Source organism: Paraburkholderia sp. CI3 (assembly GCF_050436505.1).
Taxonomy (GTDB): Bacteria; Pseudomonadota; Gammaproteobacteria; order Burkholderiales; family Burkholderiaceae; genus Paraburkholderia; species Paraburkholderia tuberum.
The window spans coordinates 649,168-668,603 of the sequence record NZ_JBNDMI010000003.1 but is presented as its reverse complement, the minus strand read 5'-3'; the positions used below and the strand labels follow the sequence as shown (position 1 = coordinate 668,603).

Genomic DNA, 19,436 nt, shown 5'->3' with positions numbered 1-19,436 from the left:
CATCAGCTTAAGCGTAACCCGGAATGATTGAACTCATCGATGTATCGAAGGCTTATCATACGCGGCAAGGACACCACACCGTATTGGATAAAGTCAATCTGCGTGTTCACAAGGGACATAAAGTCGGCATTCTGGGACGGAATGGTGCCGGCAAGTCCACGATGATTCGCATGATCAGCGGCGCGGAATTGCCTACAACTGGACAAATTAATCGCAGAATGAGCGTTTCCTGGCCGCTCGCCTTCGGGGGGGCATTTCAGGGAAGTCTTACAGGAATGGACAACCTGCGCTTTATCTGCCGCATATATGGCGCGAATGCCAAGGCTGCGGAGCCATTCGTCCAGGATTTTTCAGAGCTCGGTTACTATCTTCGCGAGCCGGTAAAGACGTACTCCGCAGGGATGCGCGCGCGTCTCGCATTCGCTATTTCGATGGCCATCGAGTTCGATTGCTTCTTGATCGATGAAATCATTGCCGTAGGCGACAGCCGCTTCCACGCGAAATGCCATCACGAATTGTTTGAGCGCCGCCGTGACCGTTCCTTAATTATCGTGAGCCATGACGCCACTTACATAAAAGACCATTGTGACCACGCTGCTGTTCTTGTCAAAGGAAAGCTCCATAACTTCGACAGCATTGATGACGCGTACTCCTTCTATCAGGAAAGTGGGGGGCTATAGCGATTGGCCCAACATATATCCGGCGTTGTCGACGTAGCAGCGCCCCTTCGTTGCAAGATTCTGGTGTACTGCTGCCCCTCTCTACCTAGAGAATACGACGCATTCTTACGCGAACGCATTCACGGCTCACAAGCGCAGCCCCAGAATCGTCGGTAGTAGACGTTTTGCTTCGAGAATTCGAACAGTTCGCTGAATGGAAAACCTAGGCGTGCCGCGCGATCGAAAGCTTACGCAGGCACAGGAACGGCAGGCGCTACGCTCGATCAATGGCAAGAATCCGATGCAGTATGGATTTGACCTCGGCCTGATACGATACCTCGCAAACTTTATGCTCAATGAGCCGAACAGATGTCGACCCTGAAGCACAATTCAACGCTATTATCTTCGTTCCTTATTCAAGCGCGCGTGGTTGGCGCGCTTCTAATGCGTGAGATTCTTACGCGATTTGGGCGGCACAATGTCGGTTTCCTCTGGATTTTTCTTGAGCCGATGTCGTTCACGCTTGGCATTACCGCGCTGTGGAACATCCTGAAAATCAGTCACGGCGATGCCCACCTTTCTATTACGACGTTCGCCGTCACAGGCTATTCGACTATTCTTATGTGGCGTAACTGCGCGAACCGTTGCGCCATCGCGGTCACGCCGAATCACAGCCTGATGTACCACCGGAACGTGCGCGTGATGGATATTTTTCTGTCTCGGGCGTTGCTCGAAATCGCCGGGGCTACAATGTCCTTCATCATTTTGACAGTCATTTTCAGTATCGTCGGCTTGATGGACCCACCCGCCGATATTCTCATGATGATCTGCGGATGGGTCTACCTAGCGATTTTCTCGGTCGGGCTCGGTTTTACCGTCGGCGTCGTCAGCGAACTGAGCGAAACATTCGACCGCGTCTGGCACACGATTGCCTATTTGTTGTTCCCCATTTCAGGATCGGCCTTCATGGTCGAATGGTTGCCAAAGAGTTTCCAGCGCATGGTTCTCTGGATACCAATGGTGCACGCCAGCGAAGTGATCCGCGGTGGGTATTACGGACCACTCGTCAAGCCATTCTACAGTCCGAGTTACATGGTTGTCTGCGCTCTAGTATCCCTTTTCGTTGGGCTGCTATTGGTTCGATACCTGAGTGTGCGGATCACCCCTGAATCTTCATCCTGAACATGCGAAACGACCAAGTGAACATGCCATTGGCAGGCACTCCTTGCGCAGATGCCCGAGCATGCGGCAGCGCCTGCGACATGGTCATCACGGCGGCCTCAGCCGGTAATCGCGGACGTCAATCGTTTGCGCGCGCTCGTTAGCGCATATCGGCCGAAGACCGAACGCTCGACACCTGAGAGCTCGGCATCCCGCGTCTTGAGCGCTTCGGAAAGTTGATGGATCGTGGCTTGCATATCGACGATCCGTCGCTCGTCAGCCATCCGTTCGTTGACGTGTCGAGCCGACTCGACCGCATGCCGTGCGACTTCCGCCTCGTACCGCGCCGCAGCGGCGTCGCGTTGGGAAACCGTTTCGGCAACGGTCTCTGTCAATCGTGCCACTCGCGCATCCAGGGTGTCCATGGCGTGCCGTACGCGGTTCGTTGTCCCTCTGCGGCGGCCGCTGCAGCACGCCACTCCGCAACTTCACGAGTCTTCTCCAGCACTATCTCACGGAGTGCGGCTTCGTTGTCGAGCAGGGTCTTGCGAAACGTGGTTTCCGCTTCCATCAGCGCCGTGCGAACCTCCGCTTCCCGCTCAAGGATCGAAGCGTGCATTGCCGCTTCCTTGTCGGCGATACGCGAGGCCTGAGCGCTCAATTCCGAACGGATCTCGACCGACAACACGCCGATGGCGTCGACCTGCCGATCGCGCAATGCCGCCATTCCATCGGCAAGATCGCGTACCGCCTGCTCGGCGTTCAACGCACTCAATCGAGCATCAAGCCCCTGTTCGAGCTGGGTCACTTTCGCATCGACCAGACGCGTTTCACCGACCGCCCAGCGAACGTAATGTTCGATCTGCGCCTTGACGGCTTCCGTCACACTGGCGACCTGGCTTTGTACCTGCTCGGACAAACGGGCGCCTTCTGCAATGCGGGCATCCCGCACACCGATCTCCCGATCCAGCTCGCGCTCCCGATTTTCGCGAGATCGATATCCCAACAGCAGCGGTGCGATCGACGCCAGACGGGTTCGCAGCCGCGTGAACAACGCGGTGACTTCATCGTCGTCAAGCGCGATCTCATCGCAGCATCGCATACGCCTGAACGACCTCTGGCAGCATCGAGGGATACTTCGCGAGATCGTAGAAGGTGAATTGGGAGTGCCTCAGGCTGTTGTCCAAGAACTCGCCTGAATAGCCCTCGTACCGTGCGTCGCCTCGTTGAGGTGCGGGCAATCCGACGCGCTGTGCCATGCGGCCGAGCTGCGTGAATGGGTCCGCCATCAGCACATCGAAATCGACCAGAACGCGCCGGCAACCGCAGCTGTCCAGCACGGCATCGACCAGATACTCAAGCCGCAGGAAGTGTGCCTTCTCCTTCGGCATCCAGAACGCGCGCGCCATCGAGAACGCCACGCTAAACGGATTGCGCAACGCGATCACATATCGGACGTCGGCGTCGATTTGCTCGAACACAGGTTGCCAAAACGGCGACACCCTGGTCGTGCGCGGGGCCTTGAAGCCGAACGGCGCACCGCCGGCCAGGCGCTCGCGCAACAAAACTATGGCGCGGGCATGGAGTTCGTCGCGTTTGGCTTGAGGGACTTCGTCCACTCGCATCGGGCCGAGCATGTCCCAATCGCCGCCGACCTCACGCTCAAGTTCGAGATTGACGGTATGCAGATCGGCGTCTTCCCAATACGCTTTGGCATTAACGTGGGCATTGGCTTCTATGAGCCGCTCGCCCAACTCGACGCCAAGCGCCTTCAATCCCCCCGTTGTCGCACTCGTGCCACTACGGGGGGATCCCAGCACCACAATCAACTTCTACGATTTTCCATACACTCCCCACTTCCTTTGCATACATGCTCATGCGGTATGCCCCCGAACGTGACCTAGAGCTTGCCGTCGTGCACCAGCACCTGATGGATGTCTCGCATCGCAAAATCGGGCTCCAGCGTATCGCCCCCCGCATCGACTTGTCGAAACGCAGAACCACCCACGCTTTTCCGCTTTCGGCGCCGGTGAGGTATTGGCGCGGCGCCGCACACCGACGTAATAGCCATGGACGTCGCGCGTAATGCCGTAGTAATGCTCACGTCCGGCATCGAGCCGGTAGGCCATGCCGTCGTAGGGATTGAGGAGCAGCAGAGATCGACTTGTGGTTACGAGGAGATGTGCGGGTAATGACATGCAGTCGAAAGAAGTCTTCTATATATTTTCTGTCGCCGGTGGTCCGGTGATCTCATTTCGGCCGCATCGTCGGACGTTCAAAACTTCTTTTGACGCCTCGTAGGACAACGAGAGGAAATCCGAAAGACACGCCGCCCCTCGATCGTGCACCGACCATCGAACGATGCCTGGGCGAGAACACCCTCTCAGTTTTCACCTGAGAGGCGTCTTCAAGACGTTGACCTAGACTCGAAACGCTGCAAACCATTTCCGTCAGACCGAAATCATGCTCGCTTTACCTAATTAGACATTTAATTTCATTAGATAAAACAGAGACGAAGAACATACCAACCGCTAACAACGAACTATAACGCAACATCGGACTGTAGACGGGCTATCATTTAGATACGTATTGATCGACGGCTCGTCGATCCGAAACAGCAGGATCTGAGTTCTGAAGCAAGAGCGTCGCGTCGAGAAGCATGTCGCGCAGCGTATCCTCAATCGGAAGGGTCGATTTGCGCGTCTGCAAGATATTTTCCAATTTTTCGGTGCTGCCAAGCAGCCTGAATACTTCATTGGAACGTATGAACTCCGGTGCCGAAATGACATCGATTTCGTGACCGCTAATTTTAGTTAACGTAGTGAGCAGTTGACGCACAGATGTGCCTCGCCCGGAGCACACATTGACGACCTGCCCGATCGATTCACTACGCGCAAGCAGAGCACCCAGAATATCGCAGCAGGAATTGACATCAATATAGTCACGTACCGGATCTAAACGTCCAAGCCGGATAGATGGCTCCCGTTGAACGAAGTGCTGGATCAACTTCGGAACAATAAAGCTGGAATTTTGCCCCACACCAACGACATTAAAAGGACGTGCAATCGTTATATCGTGCCTTTCACCAAAAGCCCCGACGAGTCGCTCACAAGCGAACTTGCTGATCCCATAGTGACTAACCGGTAGTGGATTCAGATCCTCGGTGAGAACGTCGGTTGCTTGATTGCCATATACACCGGCTGTGCTTAGGAATATAAACCTGCGCCGATCACCAAACGAATCGACGGCATGCATCAGATTTTCGGTACCTACGAGATTTGTCTCGTAGTATTGAAGAGTAGTACCACTGGTGACCGACGATAGTGCCGCAAGGTGAAAAATAATCTCTGGATCGACCGATCTCACAACCCGAAACGTTGCTTCGCGATCACGCAGATCGCAAACAAGTCCGAATTTACTCGGCGTGGTTGTTGTGCCGGTAACGGTATGTCCAAGCGCCCTCAACCGCTGAGCAAGATAGCGTCCAATGAACCCGGTAATCCCCGTAATTAAAATATTTGCCATAGATGGTCTTCTTAGATAAGTTATACGGACAGCGATTGCTGAACAGCACAAACACCATCCGTTTGAGATCGAACTCACGGAACGATATCTTTTCCCCGAGTTCGACAACCCCGTCTGCTTCCATCACTTGCCTAACATGGCTTGGGACGGTTTTGCAGAGTCGACTTCTATTGAATGCTCAGTATCAGTTCGGAGAAAAGTTGGCGATGGCTTCTTCGTCGCAAACAATGCCGAACACATTTTTGTGGATAGGCGCGGGCGCTTGATCTTCGGTAGTGCTCGCAGGCGCCGTCATCCGGTCTTGACCTGCACTAATGCTCTGTTGCGCACCGGCGTAGTGCTTCATGAACAAGCGCATGACGTGCGACACGCCTTCGTTCGTGACGGTCCGAAGGTCTTCGTCAAAATACGTACCGCGGTTGTACGCACCGGTGATTACCTCGTACGACGGGAAATAGCCAACATGTGCGTGAGCGGCACTTAATTCTTCCGCGGCAACGCGCAGGACCGACTTACTGTATGTCGTTGCAGTGAGAACGTGTTTCGGTTCATACGTGGCGATGAGCGGGACCGGCGAAACCGTGAGGATCACCTTGCAGGCCGGATTGATATCTACAAGCATCGCAATGAATTCGTTCATGTCAGCGATGACTTCCGCTGCCGAGAAATTGATAAATTCATATTTGTCGGAGTCCATGGTCCCCCCAGCCACCCCCGGCGCGAGCGGGAAGACGGCGCCATCGGATTTTGCGCGCCAGGATTCCGTAAGCCCAAGCGTGAACACGAACACGTCCATGTTCTTGAGCATGTCTCGGACTGCTGCGAAATGCGTTTCTCTGGAGGACAGCAGGGCTTCGACGCTCTCAAAACCGTTCGGTTCGATCTGAGGACGGAACGGATCGACCAACCGGCCATCCTTGCGGGTCCAAACATTGTCGTCCGGGATAAAATGACCGTTGACCCGCTTGATCAATTGCACCAACTGCCGGGACGTGTAGATGTTCCCGTATCGCGCCGAAAAGACGCCATAGTTACGATTCGCGGCTTCTTCTGTTGCGACCGTATCCGGCGCCTGCTCCGGAACGAAGTAGTTGAAGCCGTTGGCGCTCAACGTTCGCGCGATATGTTGGGCAAAACAACTTCCCGCTGTCGCCACCTTTTGACTCGTTTCGACCACGAACTTGCTTCCATATACCGGATCCACGTCCGACATCGGTGGAGTCGCGACCGCCTTCTTCCAGAATTGCTCGGGAGGAAGGTTGCGATAGGGATTGCTGAATTGCTCGGTAGGCTGTGCGAGGCGCCGATCGAATTCCGACAAGTCGAAATTTATTGGTTCGATGCTGTCTCGCTCGAACTGTTCGTAGGACGCTATCGAGCCATCGATGAATGCGCGAAGGCCCATGATGCCGTTGGGCTCAGCTTGTTTGAAAGCGTAGTCGCCTTTCGTTGCCAAATTCAATTCTTTGGCAATTTCCGGGTAGATTGGCCAGACAGGCAATCCACGCAGAGGATCCCGCATGTATCGTGCCGGATTATGATTGACGATGTCGATTCCGACTTTCTTCAGTACAGCTTTTGCCACATCTGCCATAACGAAAAGCTCTGGATGGTTGTAGGTATGCATGAAACATCCTTTGCTCTTCCACTCCTGTAGCACCGCGCCAAGATCGAGGTTTGATGCATTGAATTCCTGAACGAGTGCGGCTTCGGTATAGCCCAAGGTGTTGAGGTATCCCAGCCTGCTATAGGTGTTTTTGTTGAACGACGCCTCAATTTGGTCTGCGGAGAGTCCCCGCACGTAACCATGTACAACAAGTGACGAGTTGTAGTGCAACATTGGGCTAAAGATGGTTTCGATTTCCCCGCCAATGCGCTTCCCACGCACATATGTCATATCCGGGTGAAATGCAGAAAATACCAAATCCGGGAACAAAACCAGCTTCTCTCTTTGCGTATCGTCGAGATGTTGTTCAACGAACCGCTGGCCAATGACTACGTCGTAGTTTTCAAAAACGTCTGCGACTGTGACACTACCATCCCATAACTTCGTTATTAGGATGAATTCCGGATTGATGGTGCCGGTCATCTCGCGCATGCACGCAGCCAGACTTTCACCCTGGCAATTGGAAATGATTGCAATTTTCATTTTGTGCCTCAGTAATTGTCTTGGGCGTGTCTGTTGTGGTGGACGAAGAGTTCCGCACGATGCCTATCGAGGAAACCAAAAGTGTCTGTATTCAGCATGCTTGCCACGTCTTGGGTCGCTCCAAAGTGTGCGCCCGCCCACAAGCGCAGTGGGCGGATGAAATTTACGATTTGGACAGTTCCAATCGCGCGGTAATCAAACGCTTTTGATGCACAGCGCGAAGCGACGTAAGCAGCATTTCCGTTGATTCCTTCCACGAGCGAGGCTTCCACCCGCTCCAGATCCGGGTTTCCCAAGCAGCAACTTCCTCTGGATGCCTGGCGTAGTGGGCGATGCGATCTGCCCAACGATAGGTGTCAAGCGGATTGATGTATTCCACCAGGTCACGCCCCGTCTCGCGCAGGGGCGCGCAGTCCGCGGTTAGGCAAAACTTGCCATAGCTCAGGCTTTCCGGCAGCGTTAGGCTCCAACCTTCATAGAACGAGGGCAACAAGGTAAACATGCAGTGACGATAGAGCACGTTCAGCTCAGCATCCGTGGGACGCAACATGAGAATCCGGCCGCGAACCCGCGAGTCTTCTTGAAGAATCGCAAGGAAGTCGTCGGATTTCCAGCCCTTGCCACCAATGAAAAGCATTTGCGGCAGTTTGTCACCTTCGCCGCTTTCGAGCATAGTGATGTACGCTTTGTAGAGCATTTCCTGGTTTTTGCGCGGCTGCAGCGTGCCAACAGTCATGATGAAGCGCGGTCCGACGCCGAGTCGCTCCAGTACTTGTTTGTCATTCGCTTCTGACGTAATGACGCGCGCAATATCGGATTCGGAAATATCTGAACCAAATTCGACGTAATCGCTCGCCGGTATTGGCCAGCCATGTGCCTTCTGGAACGCAATTCCGTCACGCTTGGCCGTTTGACCGCCATAGATCAGATGATCGAAGTTCTCGGACGAGAACTTGATAAATGGCTCATAGCGTTCGGCCGTTTCTTTCAAGTGATGATGCGGGATCAGCATCGGCGTAAAGTCATAAATCAGTTGCGACGTCGTCACGCTGCGCTTGCTTCGCGCCATCTTGATAGCTTGGAACGTGCGCGCCCGCTCATGTTCCGGATACCAGTCGATCGCGGCGAAGAACACAATGGCATTTTCAGGGAATTCGCGCAGGACCGCGGGATGATCGGGGTACTCGCCGTCGGCGAACGGATGGCGGCAGCCCGTTCCTGCGGTCTCGTGTTCGCGATAGAATTTATCGAAGGTGCCATAGGCCGTAGCGAGATCGTCTTCGTTGAACAGCCACTGAAGGTTGGCATGCGGAATCTCGAACATCAATCCATTATGGCACGCGAAGAAGTGGGCGTTCGGCGTGAGTTGCTGCAGATATCGAGCATAAGTCAGCTCGGCGCGAATGATGCCCTGCACGCCGCCATGCCAGTACAAATACGTGGTTGTTAGATCCATCCAGACGGACGGCTCGGGCTCTCGCGGCGCATGTGTCTTGGCATACTCGGAGACCTTCGTATAAATCATATTGGCCGTGTCCAGCCAAGTCGTATTGGTCCATTCGCGGGCGATGCGCAATTCGTATTTCTCCAACGCCGAGCGATCGTGAGCGTAATGCAGAATTTTCTCTGCCCATGTCGCGACGTCCCATGCCGGCACGTAATCGATAAGGTCGCGTCCTACTTCGCGCAATGGGGCATTATCCGAGGCCAGACAGAACTTGCCTTGCCCCAGACTTTCCGGCAGGGTTAGACTCCACCCTTCGTAAAGGCTCGGCAGCACAGTGAACAGGCAATTCCGATAGAGAGCGGCCAGTTGTTCATCCGTCGGCGAAAAGCGGATCATTACGCCTTTCAGGCGCGGATCGCGGTCGAGCGTGTCCGTCAGGTCTTCCGCGTGCCACGGTTTGCCGCAGATCACGAGTTGGGGGACCCGCTTCGGATCCATCTCCAGCGCCATGAGATAGGCGCGATACAACGTATCGTGGTTCTTTCGCTGTTCGATCGAACCGACTGTGATCAAAAACGGTCCCGTAATGCCGATCTCCTTCAGGATTTCGGCATCGTTAGCGGTGTTAGTTATCTTGACTATGTCGGACCCAAATTTGACCGCCGCGCTCTCAGGTTGTCGCCATTCACGCTCAGTCTGAATCGCGTGCGTATCCTTGAGGGCGGTCTCTCCTCCGAACACCGTAAAGTCGACGTTATCCGAAACCCACTTGAGGTACTGTTCGAAACGTTCGCGGGTTAGCTTGTCATAGAGATGGCGAGTGGCTTCACGTAAAAGAATGACGTCGTAGACCAGATACGAAATATACAGGCGTGGACAGACGCCTTTCAGTTGCGTGAAATGGAATTCCTTCTGGCTAGTAATCCAGCCGCAGGTGAAGATGACGTCGCCCTCAATGTACGGATGGAACAGAGGCACATCGGACGGTGCTACCAGTTGCAGCGTATCAGCCATGCTCAGGCTGCTCGCAGTTTGACCGTCCGCGCTCTGGATGCGGTCGACGGTCTGCACATAGGCCTCCGCGACATTGTCGGCCTCGAACAGCCAGTTGAGCGATGCTTGCGAGATTTCGATGAATCCACACCCACGCTGCATTGAAAAGCGCATGTCGGGATTCACCTTCTTCAACCCGTTAGCAATTTCCAACTCAGCCCGGATGACACCCACAACACCGCCGGTCCATTCCATAGTCGCCGTCAGGTCCATCCAAAACACAGGTTCTTTCCGTGGGGAAACCTCTGGCACCGGTATACGTGGCGCCACAGGTTGCAGCGCCACCGGCGCTTGTGTTGCTTGCTGAACAGGAGCAGGTTCGGGAATCGCCAGCATCTCGGCCGTGGACGCGATTGGCGCCGGCATGACGTGTCGGACGGTGGAACGAGCGCTGAATGCGCCCGGTGTTCCCAGCAGGCGCGTCAGGTACTTCATCGGCCAAAAAGACCTGAATTTGTGAAATGCGACGATATCGTCGAGCCCGTCCACGTTAGCGCTTTCTGCAAGTCCTTCCTTCGACAGGCGCAAGTCCGCCAGGATCTGCGCTTTGGAAACGCCAGCGTCCAATCGTGCACGGTAGTGGGTCATGCCCGAGTCGTCGGGCTCCCGGCAAAGCAAAGTACGGTAGGCCTCGCGAATAAAGGTATCGCCGTTCGCGGCCAGCAATTCGTAAGCGCTTTTGCTCATGAAGGATCTACCGGGATTCGGATTTGAAACGTTGTTTGTCATTGTCAAATTTAGAACGCAGGTCTGTGTTGGCGGTTTGGGAAGACGTCTGGGATGCGTTACGCGAAGCGTTGGCAAAGCGCCAGTGTGTTTCTCGCACATCGGTCCCAGTTGAAACGCGCCGCGGATTGTATTCCTGTGGTAATCGCTTCACGGCGCCAAGCATCATCAGCTAGTACATGCTCGATGCCATACTTCAGCGCGTCATGATCGTCCGGCTCGACCAACCAGGCCGCGCCCCCGGCAACCTCGGGCAGTGACGTGCGATTCGAGGTTAGCGTCGGAATACCGCTTGCTAGAGCCTCAAGCACCGGCAGACCGAAACCTTCGTATACCGACGGAAACATGAAGGCACGCGCGCCCGCGTAGAAGAGCGGCAGATCGGCTTCGGGCACGAAACCCAGGTAGCGCAACCATCCCTCCTGTTTGCCTTGGTCGATAACTTCGAGCAGCCCGCCGCTCAACCAGCCCTTGCTGCCGATCAAGACCAGCGGAAACCGCAGGCGGAGATCCGCCGGGACTTCCCGATAGGCTGCTAGCAAGCGATCGACACGCTTGCGCGGTTCGAGCGTGGAAACGCAAAGCGAGTAACCGCCGGGTGTCAGGCCGTGCTGTGCAAGCATTTGCGCGACCTCTTGTGCCGGACGCGGCCGAAAATTCTCGCTGACCCCGAGGCCGATCGCCGTGATGTCGTCTAGGGACATGCCGAAGAATTCGGCTAGTTCAAGCCGCGTAGCCTCCGAGTCAGTCACGACGTGTGCGGCGCGTCGCAGTGTCGATGCAAACGCTGTTTCAAAGTGCCTGACGCGTTCAATCGGATGCGTTTCGGGGAACTTGAACACGGAAAGATCGTGTACGGTGATGATTCCGCCTTCCACCCGCGGTGGGAGGAAGTAATTCGGGGAGTGAAATACGGATCGGCGGAAGATGCGTGTATCACACCACCGACGCATGCGAGCCGGTGCGCGAAAGTGGCGCGACAAGCCGCGCGCCAGAGAAAAGGCGTCGTTGCGACGCGTGGCCAACAAGGCTTCGGGATCTTCAATCCAACGTCCCGCAGAGAAGAAGCGCACGTCGACAGTCTGCCTGGGCAGGACCTTGTAACGGCGCATCAACTCCCAGGTATAACGTCCGATACCGGTTAGGGGAGGAGCTATGGCGTCAACGGCAAGAACCAACTTCATGGGACGATATTCTCGAAAGCGAGAGACTGATTCGGGGCGGCCGACGGCAACGACGCCGTCGTGTCGCAATTCGTCGTTACCGCATCCTGAGAAGATGCGGTAACGGATATTAGAATTAGAACGAGAAACCAACCTCGTTGCGGCGGATATCGGCCTCTACCATCATCCGGCACAGATCTTCGAGCGACGTCTTTGGCTCCCAGCCCAACTCCCGCTTGGCCTTCTCAGCACTTCCGATCAGCAGTTCAACCTCAGATGCGCGATAGAACTTGGGATTAATGCGCACCAGCGTTTTCAGGCTGGCACGATCGATACCGATCTCCGTCTCGCCACGCCCCTCCCAGACCAAATCAAAACCCACCGCTTTGGCTGCCATCGACACGAAGTCCCGTACGGTTTCCGTGCGGTTTGTCGCCAACACATAGGCATCAGGCTTGTCGGCCTGCAACATGCGCCACATACCTTCGACATACTCTTTCGCATAGCCCCAGTCACGCTTTGCGTCCAGATTGCCTAACTCCAGCACATCCTGTTTTCCCAACTTGATCTTGGCAATACTGTCTGTAATTTTGCGTGTCACGAATTCGCGACCGCGCAAAGGCGACTCATGGTTGAACAGAATGCCGCTTACGCCGAAAATGCCGTAGCTTTCACGATAGTTGATGGTCATCCAATGAGCGTAAAGCTTGGCGACGCCGTAAGGGCTGCGTGGGTAGAACGGCGTCTCTTCGACCTGCGGAATAGCCTGCACCTTCCCGAACATCTCCGATGTACTGGCTTGATAGAAGCGAATTTTCGGATTTACGATGCGGATGGCCTCCAGCAGATTGACTGGGCCAATGCCTGTAATTTCTGCGGTCGTGACCGGCTGCTCAAACGACACACCGACAAAACTCTGAGCAGCCAGGTTATAGACCTCCGTTGCTTCAGTAGACTGCAAAAGTCGGATACAGGCGCTGAGATCGGTTAAGTCATATTCGACCAGATGCAAATTTTCGTGCTTGTGAACGCCTAGTTCTTCGATACGCCAGAAATTCACCGAAGCGGTGCGTCGATACGTGCCGAAGACCTGATACCCCTTGCTCAGCAGCAATTCCGTCAGATACGCGCCATCTTGCCCCGTAATTCCCGTAATAACCGCTCTTTTCATTATAAAAATCCCAAACAGTTAAACATCTTAAGAGTCTTAATTTTCTACAATTCGCTCGAGAGTGCTGGCGGAATAACAGATCCAGTGGTCATGCCACACGTCACACATTTCCAGCGAGCACGACAGTCACTATCGTGCGTGAAATACTTGGCCTCAAAGGCCTCAAAGCTCCGACATATCAGAGTGCAAGACACTATCGGGCGGCAATTCCAAACAGGCGAGCAGTTCGCGTGCAGCACTTTTCCAACTTGGTGCAGATATCGCGGCCGAGCGACCTTGCCCGGACAAAGGATTCTCAAGCCACTTGACCAGAACGCTCGACAAGCTCTCCGCAGTCGAACCCGAGAAGTACGTGATTGTCTCGCCAGCAATTTCCCGAAATACTGGCAAATCGCGCGCTAACACGGGTTTTGCGTAATATGCAGCCTCTATTACGGGTAAACCGAATCCTTCTGCTTCCGAGGCGATAAGCACCCCTAGGCATACTTCATAGAGCCTCTTGAGCATCTCGTCGCTGATGTTCTGCAACCAATGCAGCCGCGTCGAATTGAGTGGGTGGTTCAGCAGACGCTGCTGAAGCGATTCAATTTTCCATCCCGGTTTGCCCACAATGACCAGATTGACATCTTGTCCACGTTGCCAAAGTTGCTCAAACGCCGCCAACGCTTGCGAGTGGCCCTTTCTAGGCTCCAAGGTGCCAACCATAAGCACAGATGGCTTGTCCTTCAATCGTTCCAGCAGATGAGTGCTCCCATCAGGCAATCCTCTGCTGGGCAAACTGGCTTCTATATCAGCTCCGAGCAAGAACGATTTGATAGGCAACATTTCTTTCGAAATACCGTAGCGGATGGCAAGCCATTCGGTCAACTCCGCTCCTACCGCGTTCGATATGCAGATGGCGCTGTCAGCAAATACAGCCACCGTACGCATCCAGCGCCGGAAGTTCCTCGACGTCTTTGGATTGAACCAATTAGGATACTTGAGTGGCAAAAGATCGTAAATAACGACATGGATTGTGAGTCCCGAATTCTTCCAGGCTACTAGTTGGGCATGCTGACGAGGCATCAAATGCGCGACTAGATCGAGTCCAAGGAAGATGTCTCCTTGCTCTACGGTAACGCGCTCCAGCGCAAGACCAGTGTTAGCATCCAATTGAAGAAAGTCTGGCGCGTAGCAGTAGTCCTGGTTGCGAGTACAAAAAACTGGACAGATACGATAGCCAAAGGGCGGTGCAGAGAGCAACTGCATAAGTAGCGCCCTAACCACCCGTTGGATACCAGTGCGAGCGTCGTTTTGAACGATCACTGATACATCGACCAATATCTGCTTTCTACGACTGCGTAGGCTAAGTGCGCTTTTACGCGCTTCACCTTGTTGAACAAGTCGACGTGCCGCTGTCACTGGCAACAGTTTAATCAGGGAAGTTTGCTTTGCAATGAACACATTCATTGTCAGACTGCATGTTCTGGATAGCGGACCAAGATGTTTACTTCACCCCTCAACTCTTCATGCGACAAGTAGCACCGCGTGCAGTGCGGTAACGGCTAGTCAATGCTACGAGCTACTGTCGTGACTTGATCTCATCACCTATGGAACGGATCGAAAATCGCTCACCAAGTAGAAACGACTTCTGCGGTATTGCACTTATTGAATTCACCGAAGTCATATCTCTCGGTTGGAACCTATATTTCGGCAGCTCAGCGCCTGACGAACCCCGTTCGATTCATATCTTCTGAGACGGTCTCGTGGAGAGCCGCCTATAACAGCGGCCACCGAGAGAACACCTACCTACCAAACGTCTGAACCCCCGTGATCACCGGATACGCTACCGAGAACACCACGTTCAAGAACTTCTGCACCTCGGCGATCGGCGCATTCGATACATACAGCAGATCCTTGTTATCCATCATGAAGCTCTGCGCCACGAAAAACGAGTTCGGGTCACGCAGATTCACGCGATAAACGACCGGCACTTTGCCGTCCGCCGTCGTGCGAACGGGCGTATTCGGCCACGGCAATGCTTTCGCATCTTCGAGTCGGAAAATAAACACGCCCTGCGCGTCCGAACGCGAATCTTCCAGGCCGCCTGTACGAGCCAAGGCTTGCGCAAGCGTAATCCCCTGCGCCTCGAAATTGATTTCCTGATTCTTGCCCGTCGCTCCGAGAGACATGAAGCTGAACGGCTGGAACAGCGCGGTCACCACGTCGCCGGCATGTAGAGGCACATTCTGGCGCGGGTCACGGATGACGGTCTCTAGCGGCAACGACGCCACTGTGTCACCACGGGTCACCTGAATCGTGATCTTGTCGACCGGTTGCTTCACGCCGCCCGCAGATGCCAGCGCATCGAGCAAACGCTCGCCACGTGCACTCAGCGGCATCCGGTTGCTGCTCGCCACATCACCCACCACGGTGACGTAAGAGGTCGCATTGCGCGAGAGCTTCACCAATACTTGCGGATCGTGGGCAATGTTCTTCAGGCGCGAAGCAATATCACGCTGCAGTTCAGTCGGCGTGCGACCCACCGCTTGCAATTCACCCGCGAATGGCACGCTAATCTTGCCATTGCCATCGATCGTCTGATCCGGCAGAACGGTCACACGCGCGTTTGTCGTGCCGCCTTTCGAGTCGATTTGCCCTGCGCCGAAGAGCGTCGCGGGAGGCGCTTCCCAAATCGACACTTCAATCGTGTCGCCAACGCCGAGCTGCTGCTGGAACGAGGTGCTATTGCCCAACGCGGCCGTGAAATTGCCGACACTACGTTCTGCAAAGAGCTTACGCGCAACGTCGTCCGTGACATCGATAATCTGGATGCCAGTCGGATTGGCGGCCGCTCCGGCATTACTAATTTGCGAACGGCTCGGCCCGGAAGTCGGAATGCCCGAGCACCCGCCAAGTGAAATCGCCCCAAAGACGACTGCGATGAAAACAGTACAACGTGACAGACGCGGCATTTATTACAACTTTTGAAAAAAAGTTAGTGAGTAAGACTTCGGCGCGAATTGTCTCATGCACTCGGGTAGAATGTCTCGCTGTGAATAAAAATCCACACAAAAAATTTCAGAAAAGTTCTGCGCGCTAGCTAACAAATCGACTCACACTCTCGTGCCAACCCTCTTTCTAGATGTCACGCGCCTTCTCGCGCGTCTTTACAACGGGCTTTTGCCCACGGGCGTGGACCGCGTGGGCCTCGCCTATATTCAGAAGTACGGCGCAAAGGCGCGCGTGGTTCTCAGCGAACGGGGCTTTTCCACTGTATTAACTGAAAGAGATTCACAGCAAACGTTTGCATGGCTTCTTTCATCCACATTTAATCGAAACGCGATCCGTGCATTAGTCATCCGCGCCTGCCTTAATCGCCTGCGAGAAACAAGACCCCGCGGAATTCTGTTGCACACAAGTCACAATGGCATGGAGTTCGGACGTTATTACAGCGCAATGACGAAACGTCAGATCCGCCCCGTATTCATGGTCCACGATTTAATCCCGTTGACGCATGCCGAATATTGCCGCCCAGGCGTCGACGCAACGCATCGCCACCGCATGCACACTGCGCTGAAGCACGCGAGCGGCTTGATCATGAATTCCCAGGCCACCCTCGACTCGCTCGCGGCCGAAGCACAGCGCGCTGATCTTCCCATGCCGCCGAGCGTGGTCGCACGCCTCGCCTCGGGTGTCACCCTGCGTCCGCTCGCCCCCCGCCCGCTGCCAACCCCTTACTTCGTCATCCTCGGCACCATCGAGCCGCGCAAGAACCACTGGTTCATCCTGCACGTCTGGCGGCGTCTCGTCGAACAGCTCGGCGCGGCCGCGCCGAAGCTGGTGGTAATCGGCCGCCGCGGCTGGGAATGCGAAAACGTCGTCGATATGCTGGAGCGCTGCGAAAATCTGAAAGGCGTGGTGATAGAAGAAGCGCACTGCTCCGACGAGCAGCTTCACGCTTATTTGCAACACGCGCAGGCGCTGCTCTTTCCGTCTTTCGTCGAAGGCTACGGCATGCCGCTCGCCGAAGCACTCGCGCTGAAAGTACCGGTGCTCGCAAGCGATCTCGACGTGTTTCACGAAATCGCCGACGACATTCCCGACTATCTCGACCCGCTCGACGGCCCCGGCTGGCTCGCCCGCATTCAGGCCTACGCTCGCGCGAATAGCCCCGAGCGCGATGCGCAGTTGAGGCGTATCGAACGTTTCCGCGAACCGACCTGGGCCGAGCATTTCGAGCAGGTCGACGGCTTTCTCGAGACGCTGCGTTAAATGAAACAACACGTCGCTGAAGAACAGGCACCCGCGTGCCTGGCAATCGATCTGCCCAGTATCACTCGCGGCTCGCGCACGCTGAGCGCATTCCGTAAACGTTCAGAACATCTGTGGATCGATCGTTGGCATGGGCGCGTCGCGTTGCACTTCGCACGCGTAGGCGGCAAACGTGTCCGTGCCGCGTGGCCTGGACCGGTTTGGTCACGCGGGCCTGCAGGCATGCCGTTGTTGTCGTGGTTCTCAATGCCTGTTGCCAATGCCGGCGCAGAAGCATTTACCGCAGCACTCGATTCAGCCTTCGTCGCCGCAATCGAACACGATCGCAACGCCGGCACATTGCCTGAGGTCGAGATCAAACGACTGATGCAACGGTTCGCACGCAGCCATGCATCGACGCTGCGTCGATCGCAACCCGTCTGTCCCGCCGCATTGCTCGAAACCAGACGCACAACCCGCGTCCTGCTGATCGACGAGCGCGTTCGATCGCACGGACTCGGCACCATCGCAACACGCAACTCACGGCACGCCTTCGCGCGAATGATGCAAACCGCGCGCAAGTCCCATCCGCAAGCCGAATTCTGGATCGCGCGATCGGATGATCCAGGCCGTGGGCACTGGCTTTCCGCATCAGTCGATACCTTGCCGCCCGGCACCCGCCATCTCACCGAACACGAATCGTTGTGCGCCGCGCTGCCTCACGTCGACCACGTCTATACGCTGGGCGCGTCGGAGGGCATGCATGCGCTGCTGGCCGGCGTACCGGTGCACGTGTTCGGCGCGCCGTATTACGCCGGCTGGGGCTTGACACATGACGACCTGCCCTTGCCGAATCGCACCGCGCGCCCCACGCTCGCCGCATTGTTCAACGTGGTGTTCGTGCACTTCACGCGCTATCTGAATCCGGCCACGCACACGGCCGGCACGCTCGACGATCTGCTCGACAGCATCGAGTTGCAGCAAGCAGTCCAACAACGCTTCCCCGATCTGCAACCGGTGGCGGCGATCCGCTTCCAGTGGTGGAAGCGCCCGCTTGCGACGCCGTACATCAGCGCCGGCAACGCCACGCTACGCTGGACACACGAGCCGCAATCCGTGCAAGCGCACGAATGCGCGGTGCTGTGGGGCGCGCGCAGCGCGGAAGGTCTTGCCCCCGCGGTGCGCCGCGTCAGAATTGAAGACGGCTTCTTTCATTCGACCGGTCTCGGCTCCGACATGATCGCGCCGCGCAGTCAGGTAATCGACCGCCGCGGCCTCTATTTCGACGCCAGCCAGCCGAGCGATCTCAGCGTGCTGCTCAACGAAACGGAGTTCAGCGAAGCAGAGTTGGCGCGCGCCGCGGCACTTCGCAACAAGGTCGTGCAACTCGGCGTCACCAAGTACAACCTCGGCCGCCGGCGCCCTGCATGGACCGCCACGTCAGGCAAGCAGATCGTGCTGGTCCCCGGCCAGGTCGCCGACGATGCATCGATCCGCCTCGGCACGCGCGCAATCGGCACCGCCGATGCGCTGCTGCGCGAAGTCCGCCGCCTGCGGCCCGACGCATTCGTCGTCTACAAACCGCATCCCGACGTGCTATCAGGCAATCGCAATGGTCTGATCGACGCGCAGCAACTCGCCGACGTCGTCGATACCGAAGCGGACCTGCTGTCGCTCGTCGATGCGGCGGATGAAGTTCACACGCTCTCGTCGCTTGCGGGCTTCGACGCGCTGTTGCGCGGCAAAGCGGTGTTCACCTACGGGCTGCCGTTCTACGCGGGCTGGGGACTCACCCACGACGCGCTCGCGCCGCTGCCGTGGCGTCATCGCACATTGACGCTCGACATGCTGTGCGCGGGCGTGCTGCTGCGCTATCCACTGTACTTCGATTGGAAAACCCGTCTCTTCACGACCCCGGAAGCCGTGGTCGAACAACTCGCACCACAAGCCGCACGGCCGCTCGAAAAAGTACGCGGCAACCGGATGCGGCCGCTTCTCAAAGCTTTTCGCTGGAGCCGCAATGCAATTCGCCACGCCATATGGCGCCTTCAGCAAAAGCGCGCGCCATGAGCATGGTAAAAAAACAAACCGTCCAGACAAACCAAAAGCCCCGCAAGATCGAAATCTTGCGGGGCTTTTTTCCGAGGCT

General features: G+C 55.9%; 14 protein-coding genes. 4 read left to right on the top strand and 10 right to left on the bottom strand.

All coding sequences use genetic code 11. The annotated features are described in order from the left end of the window. Positions 1-23 precede the first annotated feature (23 nt). Both OKW29_RS11855 and OKW29_RS11850 read left to right on the top strand, forming a co-directional pair. Entirely contained in the window at positions 24-680 is a 657-nt protein-coding gene (locus OKW29_RS11855) for an ABC transporter ATP-binding protein (RefSeq protein ID WP_429291166.1), read from the top strand. 357 nt (positions 681-1,037) lie between these two features. Beyond that, the gene (locus OKW29_RS11850) at positions 1,038-1,841 is read left to right on the top strand and encodes an ABC transporter permease (protein ID WP_429292492.1); all 804 of its coding nucleotides are present in this window, start codon (positions 1,038-1,040) and stop codon (positions 1,839-1,841) included. 98 nt (positions 1,842-1,939) lie between these two features. On the opposite strand, the gene OKW29_RS11845 is transcribed toward OKW29_RS11850, so the two are convergent. The 10 genes from OKW29_RS11845 to OKW29_RS11800 all read right to left on the bottom strand — a co-directional run bounded on the left by OKW29_RS11845 (position 1,940) and on the right by OKW29_RS11800 (position 16,008). Beyond that, positions 1,940-2,245, bottom strand: a complete 306-nt coding sequence (locus OKW29_RS11845; protein ID WP_429291165.1) for a hypothetical protein — start codon at positions 2,243-2,245, stop codon at positions 1,940-1,942. Beyond that, on the bottom strand, positions 2,212-2,922 hold the full coding sequence (locus OKW29_RS11840) for a hypothetical protein (protein WP_429291164.1): 711 nt from the start codon (positions 2,920-2,922) through the stop codon (positions 2,212-2,214). The genes OKW29_RS11845 and OKW29_RS11840 overlap by 34 nt, the downstream gene beginning before the upstream one ends. After that, positions 2,906-3,595 carry a sulfotransferase family protein gene (locus OKW29_RS11835; protein ID WP_429291163.1) on the bottom strand — a complete coding sequence of 230 codons (690 nt, stop codon included), beginning with the start codon at positions 3,593-3,595 and terminating at the stop codon, positions 2,906-2,908. Before OKW29_RS11835 ends, OKW29_RS11840 begins: the two co-directional genes overlap by 17 nt. A 799-nt stretch (positions 3,596-4,394) precedes the next feature. Beyond that, complete coding sequence (locus OKW29_RS11830) at positions 4,395-5,345, bottom strand: NAD-dependent epimerase/dehydratase family protein (protein WP_429291162.1); 951 nt, start codon at positions 5,343-5,345, stop codon at positions 4,395-4,397. Between the two features lie 184 nt (positions 5,346-5,529). Next, positions 5,530-7,494 (bottom strand): GSCFA domain-containing protein, encoded by a 1,965-nt coding sequence (locus OKW29_RS11825; RefSeq protein WP_429291161.1) that lies wholly within the window; start codon positions 7,492-7,494, stop codon positions 5,530-5,532. A 163-nt stretch (positions 7,495-7,657) separates the two neighbouring features. Continuing rightward, positions 7,658-10,681 carry a glycosyltransferase gene (locus OKW29_RS11820; protein WP_429291160.1) on the bottom strand — a complete coding sequence of 1,008 codons (3,024 nt, stop codon included), beginning with the start codon at positions 10,679-10,681 and terminating at the stop codon, positions 7,658-7,660. Positions 10,682-10,779: 98 nt separating this feature from the next. After that, positions 10,780-11,904, bottom strand: a complete 1,125-nt coding sequence (locus OKW29_RS11815) for a glycosyltransferase family 4 protein (protein ID WP_429291159.1) — start codon at positions 11,902-11,904, stop codon at positions 10,780-10,782. Positions 11,905-12,019: 115 nt separating this feature from the next. After that, positions 12,020-13,054, bottom strand: coding sequence for a GDP-mannose 4,6-dehydratase (gene gmd / locus OKW29_RS11810; protein WP_429291158.1), 1,035 nt, complete (start codon positions 13,052-13,054; stop codon positions 12,020-12,022). Between the two features lie 162 nt (positions 13,055-13,216). Continuing rightward, positions 13,217-14,503: a glycosyltransferase family 4 protein gene (locus OKW29_RS11805; protein ID WP_429291157.1), complete on the bottom strand. Its 1,287-nt coding sequence runs from the start codon at positions 14,501-14,503 to the stop codon at positions 13,217-13,219. 335 nt (positions 14,504-14,838) lie between these two features. Next, positions 14,839-16,008, bottom strand: a complete 1,170-nt coding sequence (locus OKW29_RS11800; RefSeq protein WP_429291156.1) for a polysaccharide biosynthesis/export family protein — start codon at positions 16,006-16,008, stop codon at positions 14,839-14,841. 151 nt (positions 16,009-16,159) lie between these two features. On the opposite strand from OKW29_RS11800, the gene OKW29_RS11795 reads away from it, so the two are divergent. Together OKW29_RS11795 and OKW29_RS11790 are read left to right on the top strand one after the other, a co-directional pair. After that, positions 16,160-17,308 (top strand): glycosyltransferase family 4 protein, encoded by a 1,149-nt coding sequence (locus OKW29_RS11795; protein ID WP_429291155.1) that lies wholly within the window; start codon positions 16,160-16,162, stop codon positions 17,306-17,308. After that, entirely contained in the window at positions 17,309-19,357 is a 2,049-nt protein-coding gene (locus tag OKW29_RS11790; protein WP_429291154.1) for a capsular biosynthesis protein, read from the top strand. The last annotated feature ends 79 nt before the right edge of the window (positions 19,358-19,436 follow it).

What these genes read in the sequence shown, in the direction of transcription:
- OKW29_RS11805 (WP_429291157.1), bottom strand. Translation starts at nt 14,503, where the DNA reads ATGAATGTGTTCATTGCAAAGCAAACTTCCCTGATTAAACTGTTGCCA.
- OKW29_RS11790 (WP_429291154.1), top strand. Translation starts at nt 17,309, where the DNA reads ATGAAACAACACGTCGCTGAAGAACAGGCACCCGCGTGCCTGGCAATC.
- OKW29_RS11845 (WP_429291165.1), bottom strand. Translation starts at nt 2,245, where the DNA reads ATGGACACCCTGGATGCGCGAGTGGCACGATTGACAGAGACCGTTGCC.
- gmd (WP_429291158.1), bottom strand. Translation starts at nt 13,054, where the DNA reads ATGAAAAGAGCGGTTATTACGGGAATTACGGGGCAAGATGGCGCGTAT.
- OKW29_RS11820 (WP_429291160.1), bottom strand. Translation starts at nt 10,681, where the DNA reads ATGAGCAAAAGCGCTTACGAATTGCTGGCCGCGAACGGCGATACCTTT.
- OKW29_RS11815 (WP_429291159.1), bottom strand. Translation starts at nt 11,904, where the DNA reads ATGAAGTTGGTTCTTGCCGTTGACGCCATAGCTCCTCCCCTAACCGGT.
- OKW29_RS11830 (WP_429291162.1), bottom strand. Translation starts at nt 5,345, where the DNA reads ATGGCAAATATTTTAATTACGGGGATTACCGGGTTCATTGGACGCTAT.
- OKW29_RS11840 (WP_429291164.1), bottom strand. Translation starts at nt 2,922, where the DNA reads ATGCGATGCTGCGATGAGATCGCGCTTGACGACGATGAAGTCACCGCG.
- OKW29_RS11855 (WP_429291166.1), top strand. Translation starts at nt 24, where the DNA reads ATGATTGAACTCATCGATGTATCGAAGGCTTATCATACGCGGCAAGGA.
- OKW29_RS11800 (WP_429291156.1), bottom strand. Translation starts at nt 16,008, where the DNA reads ATGCCGCGTCTGTCACGTTGTACTGTTTTCATCGCAGTCGTCTTTGGG.
- OKW29_RS11825 (WP_429291161.1), bottom strand. Translation starts at nt 7,494, where the DNA reads ATGAAAATTGCAATCATTTCCAATTGCCAGGGTGAAAGTCTGGCTGCG.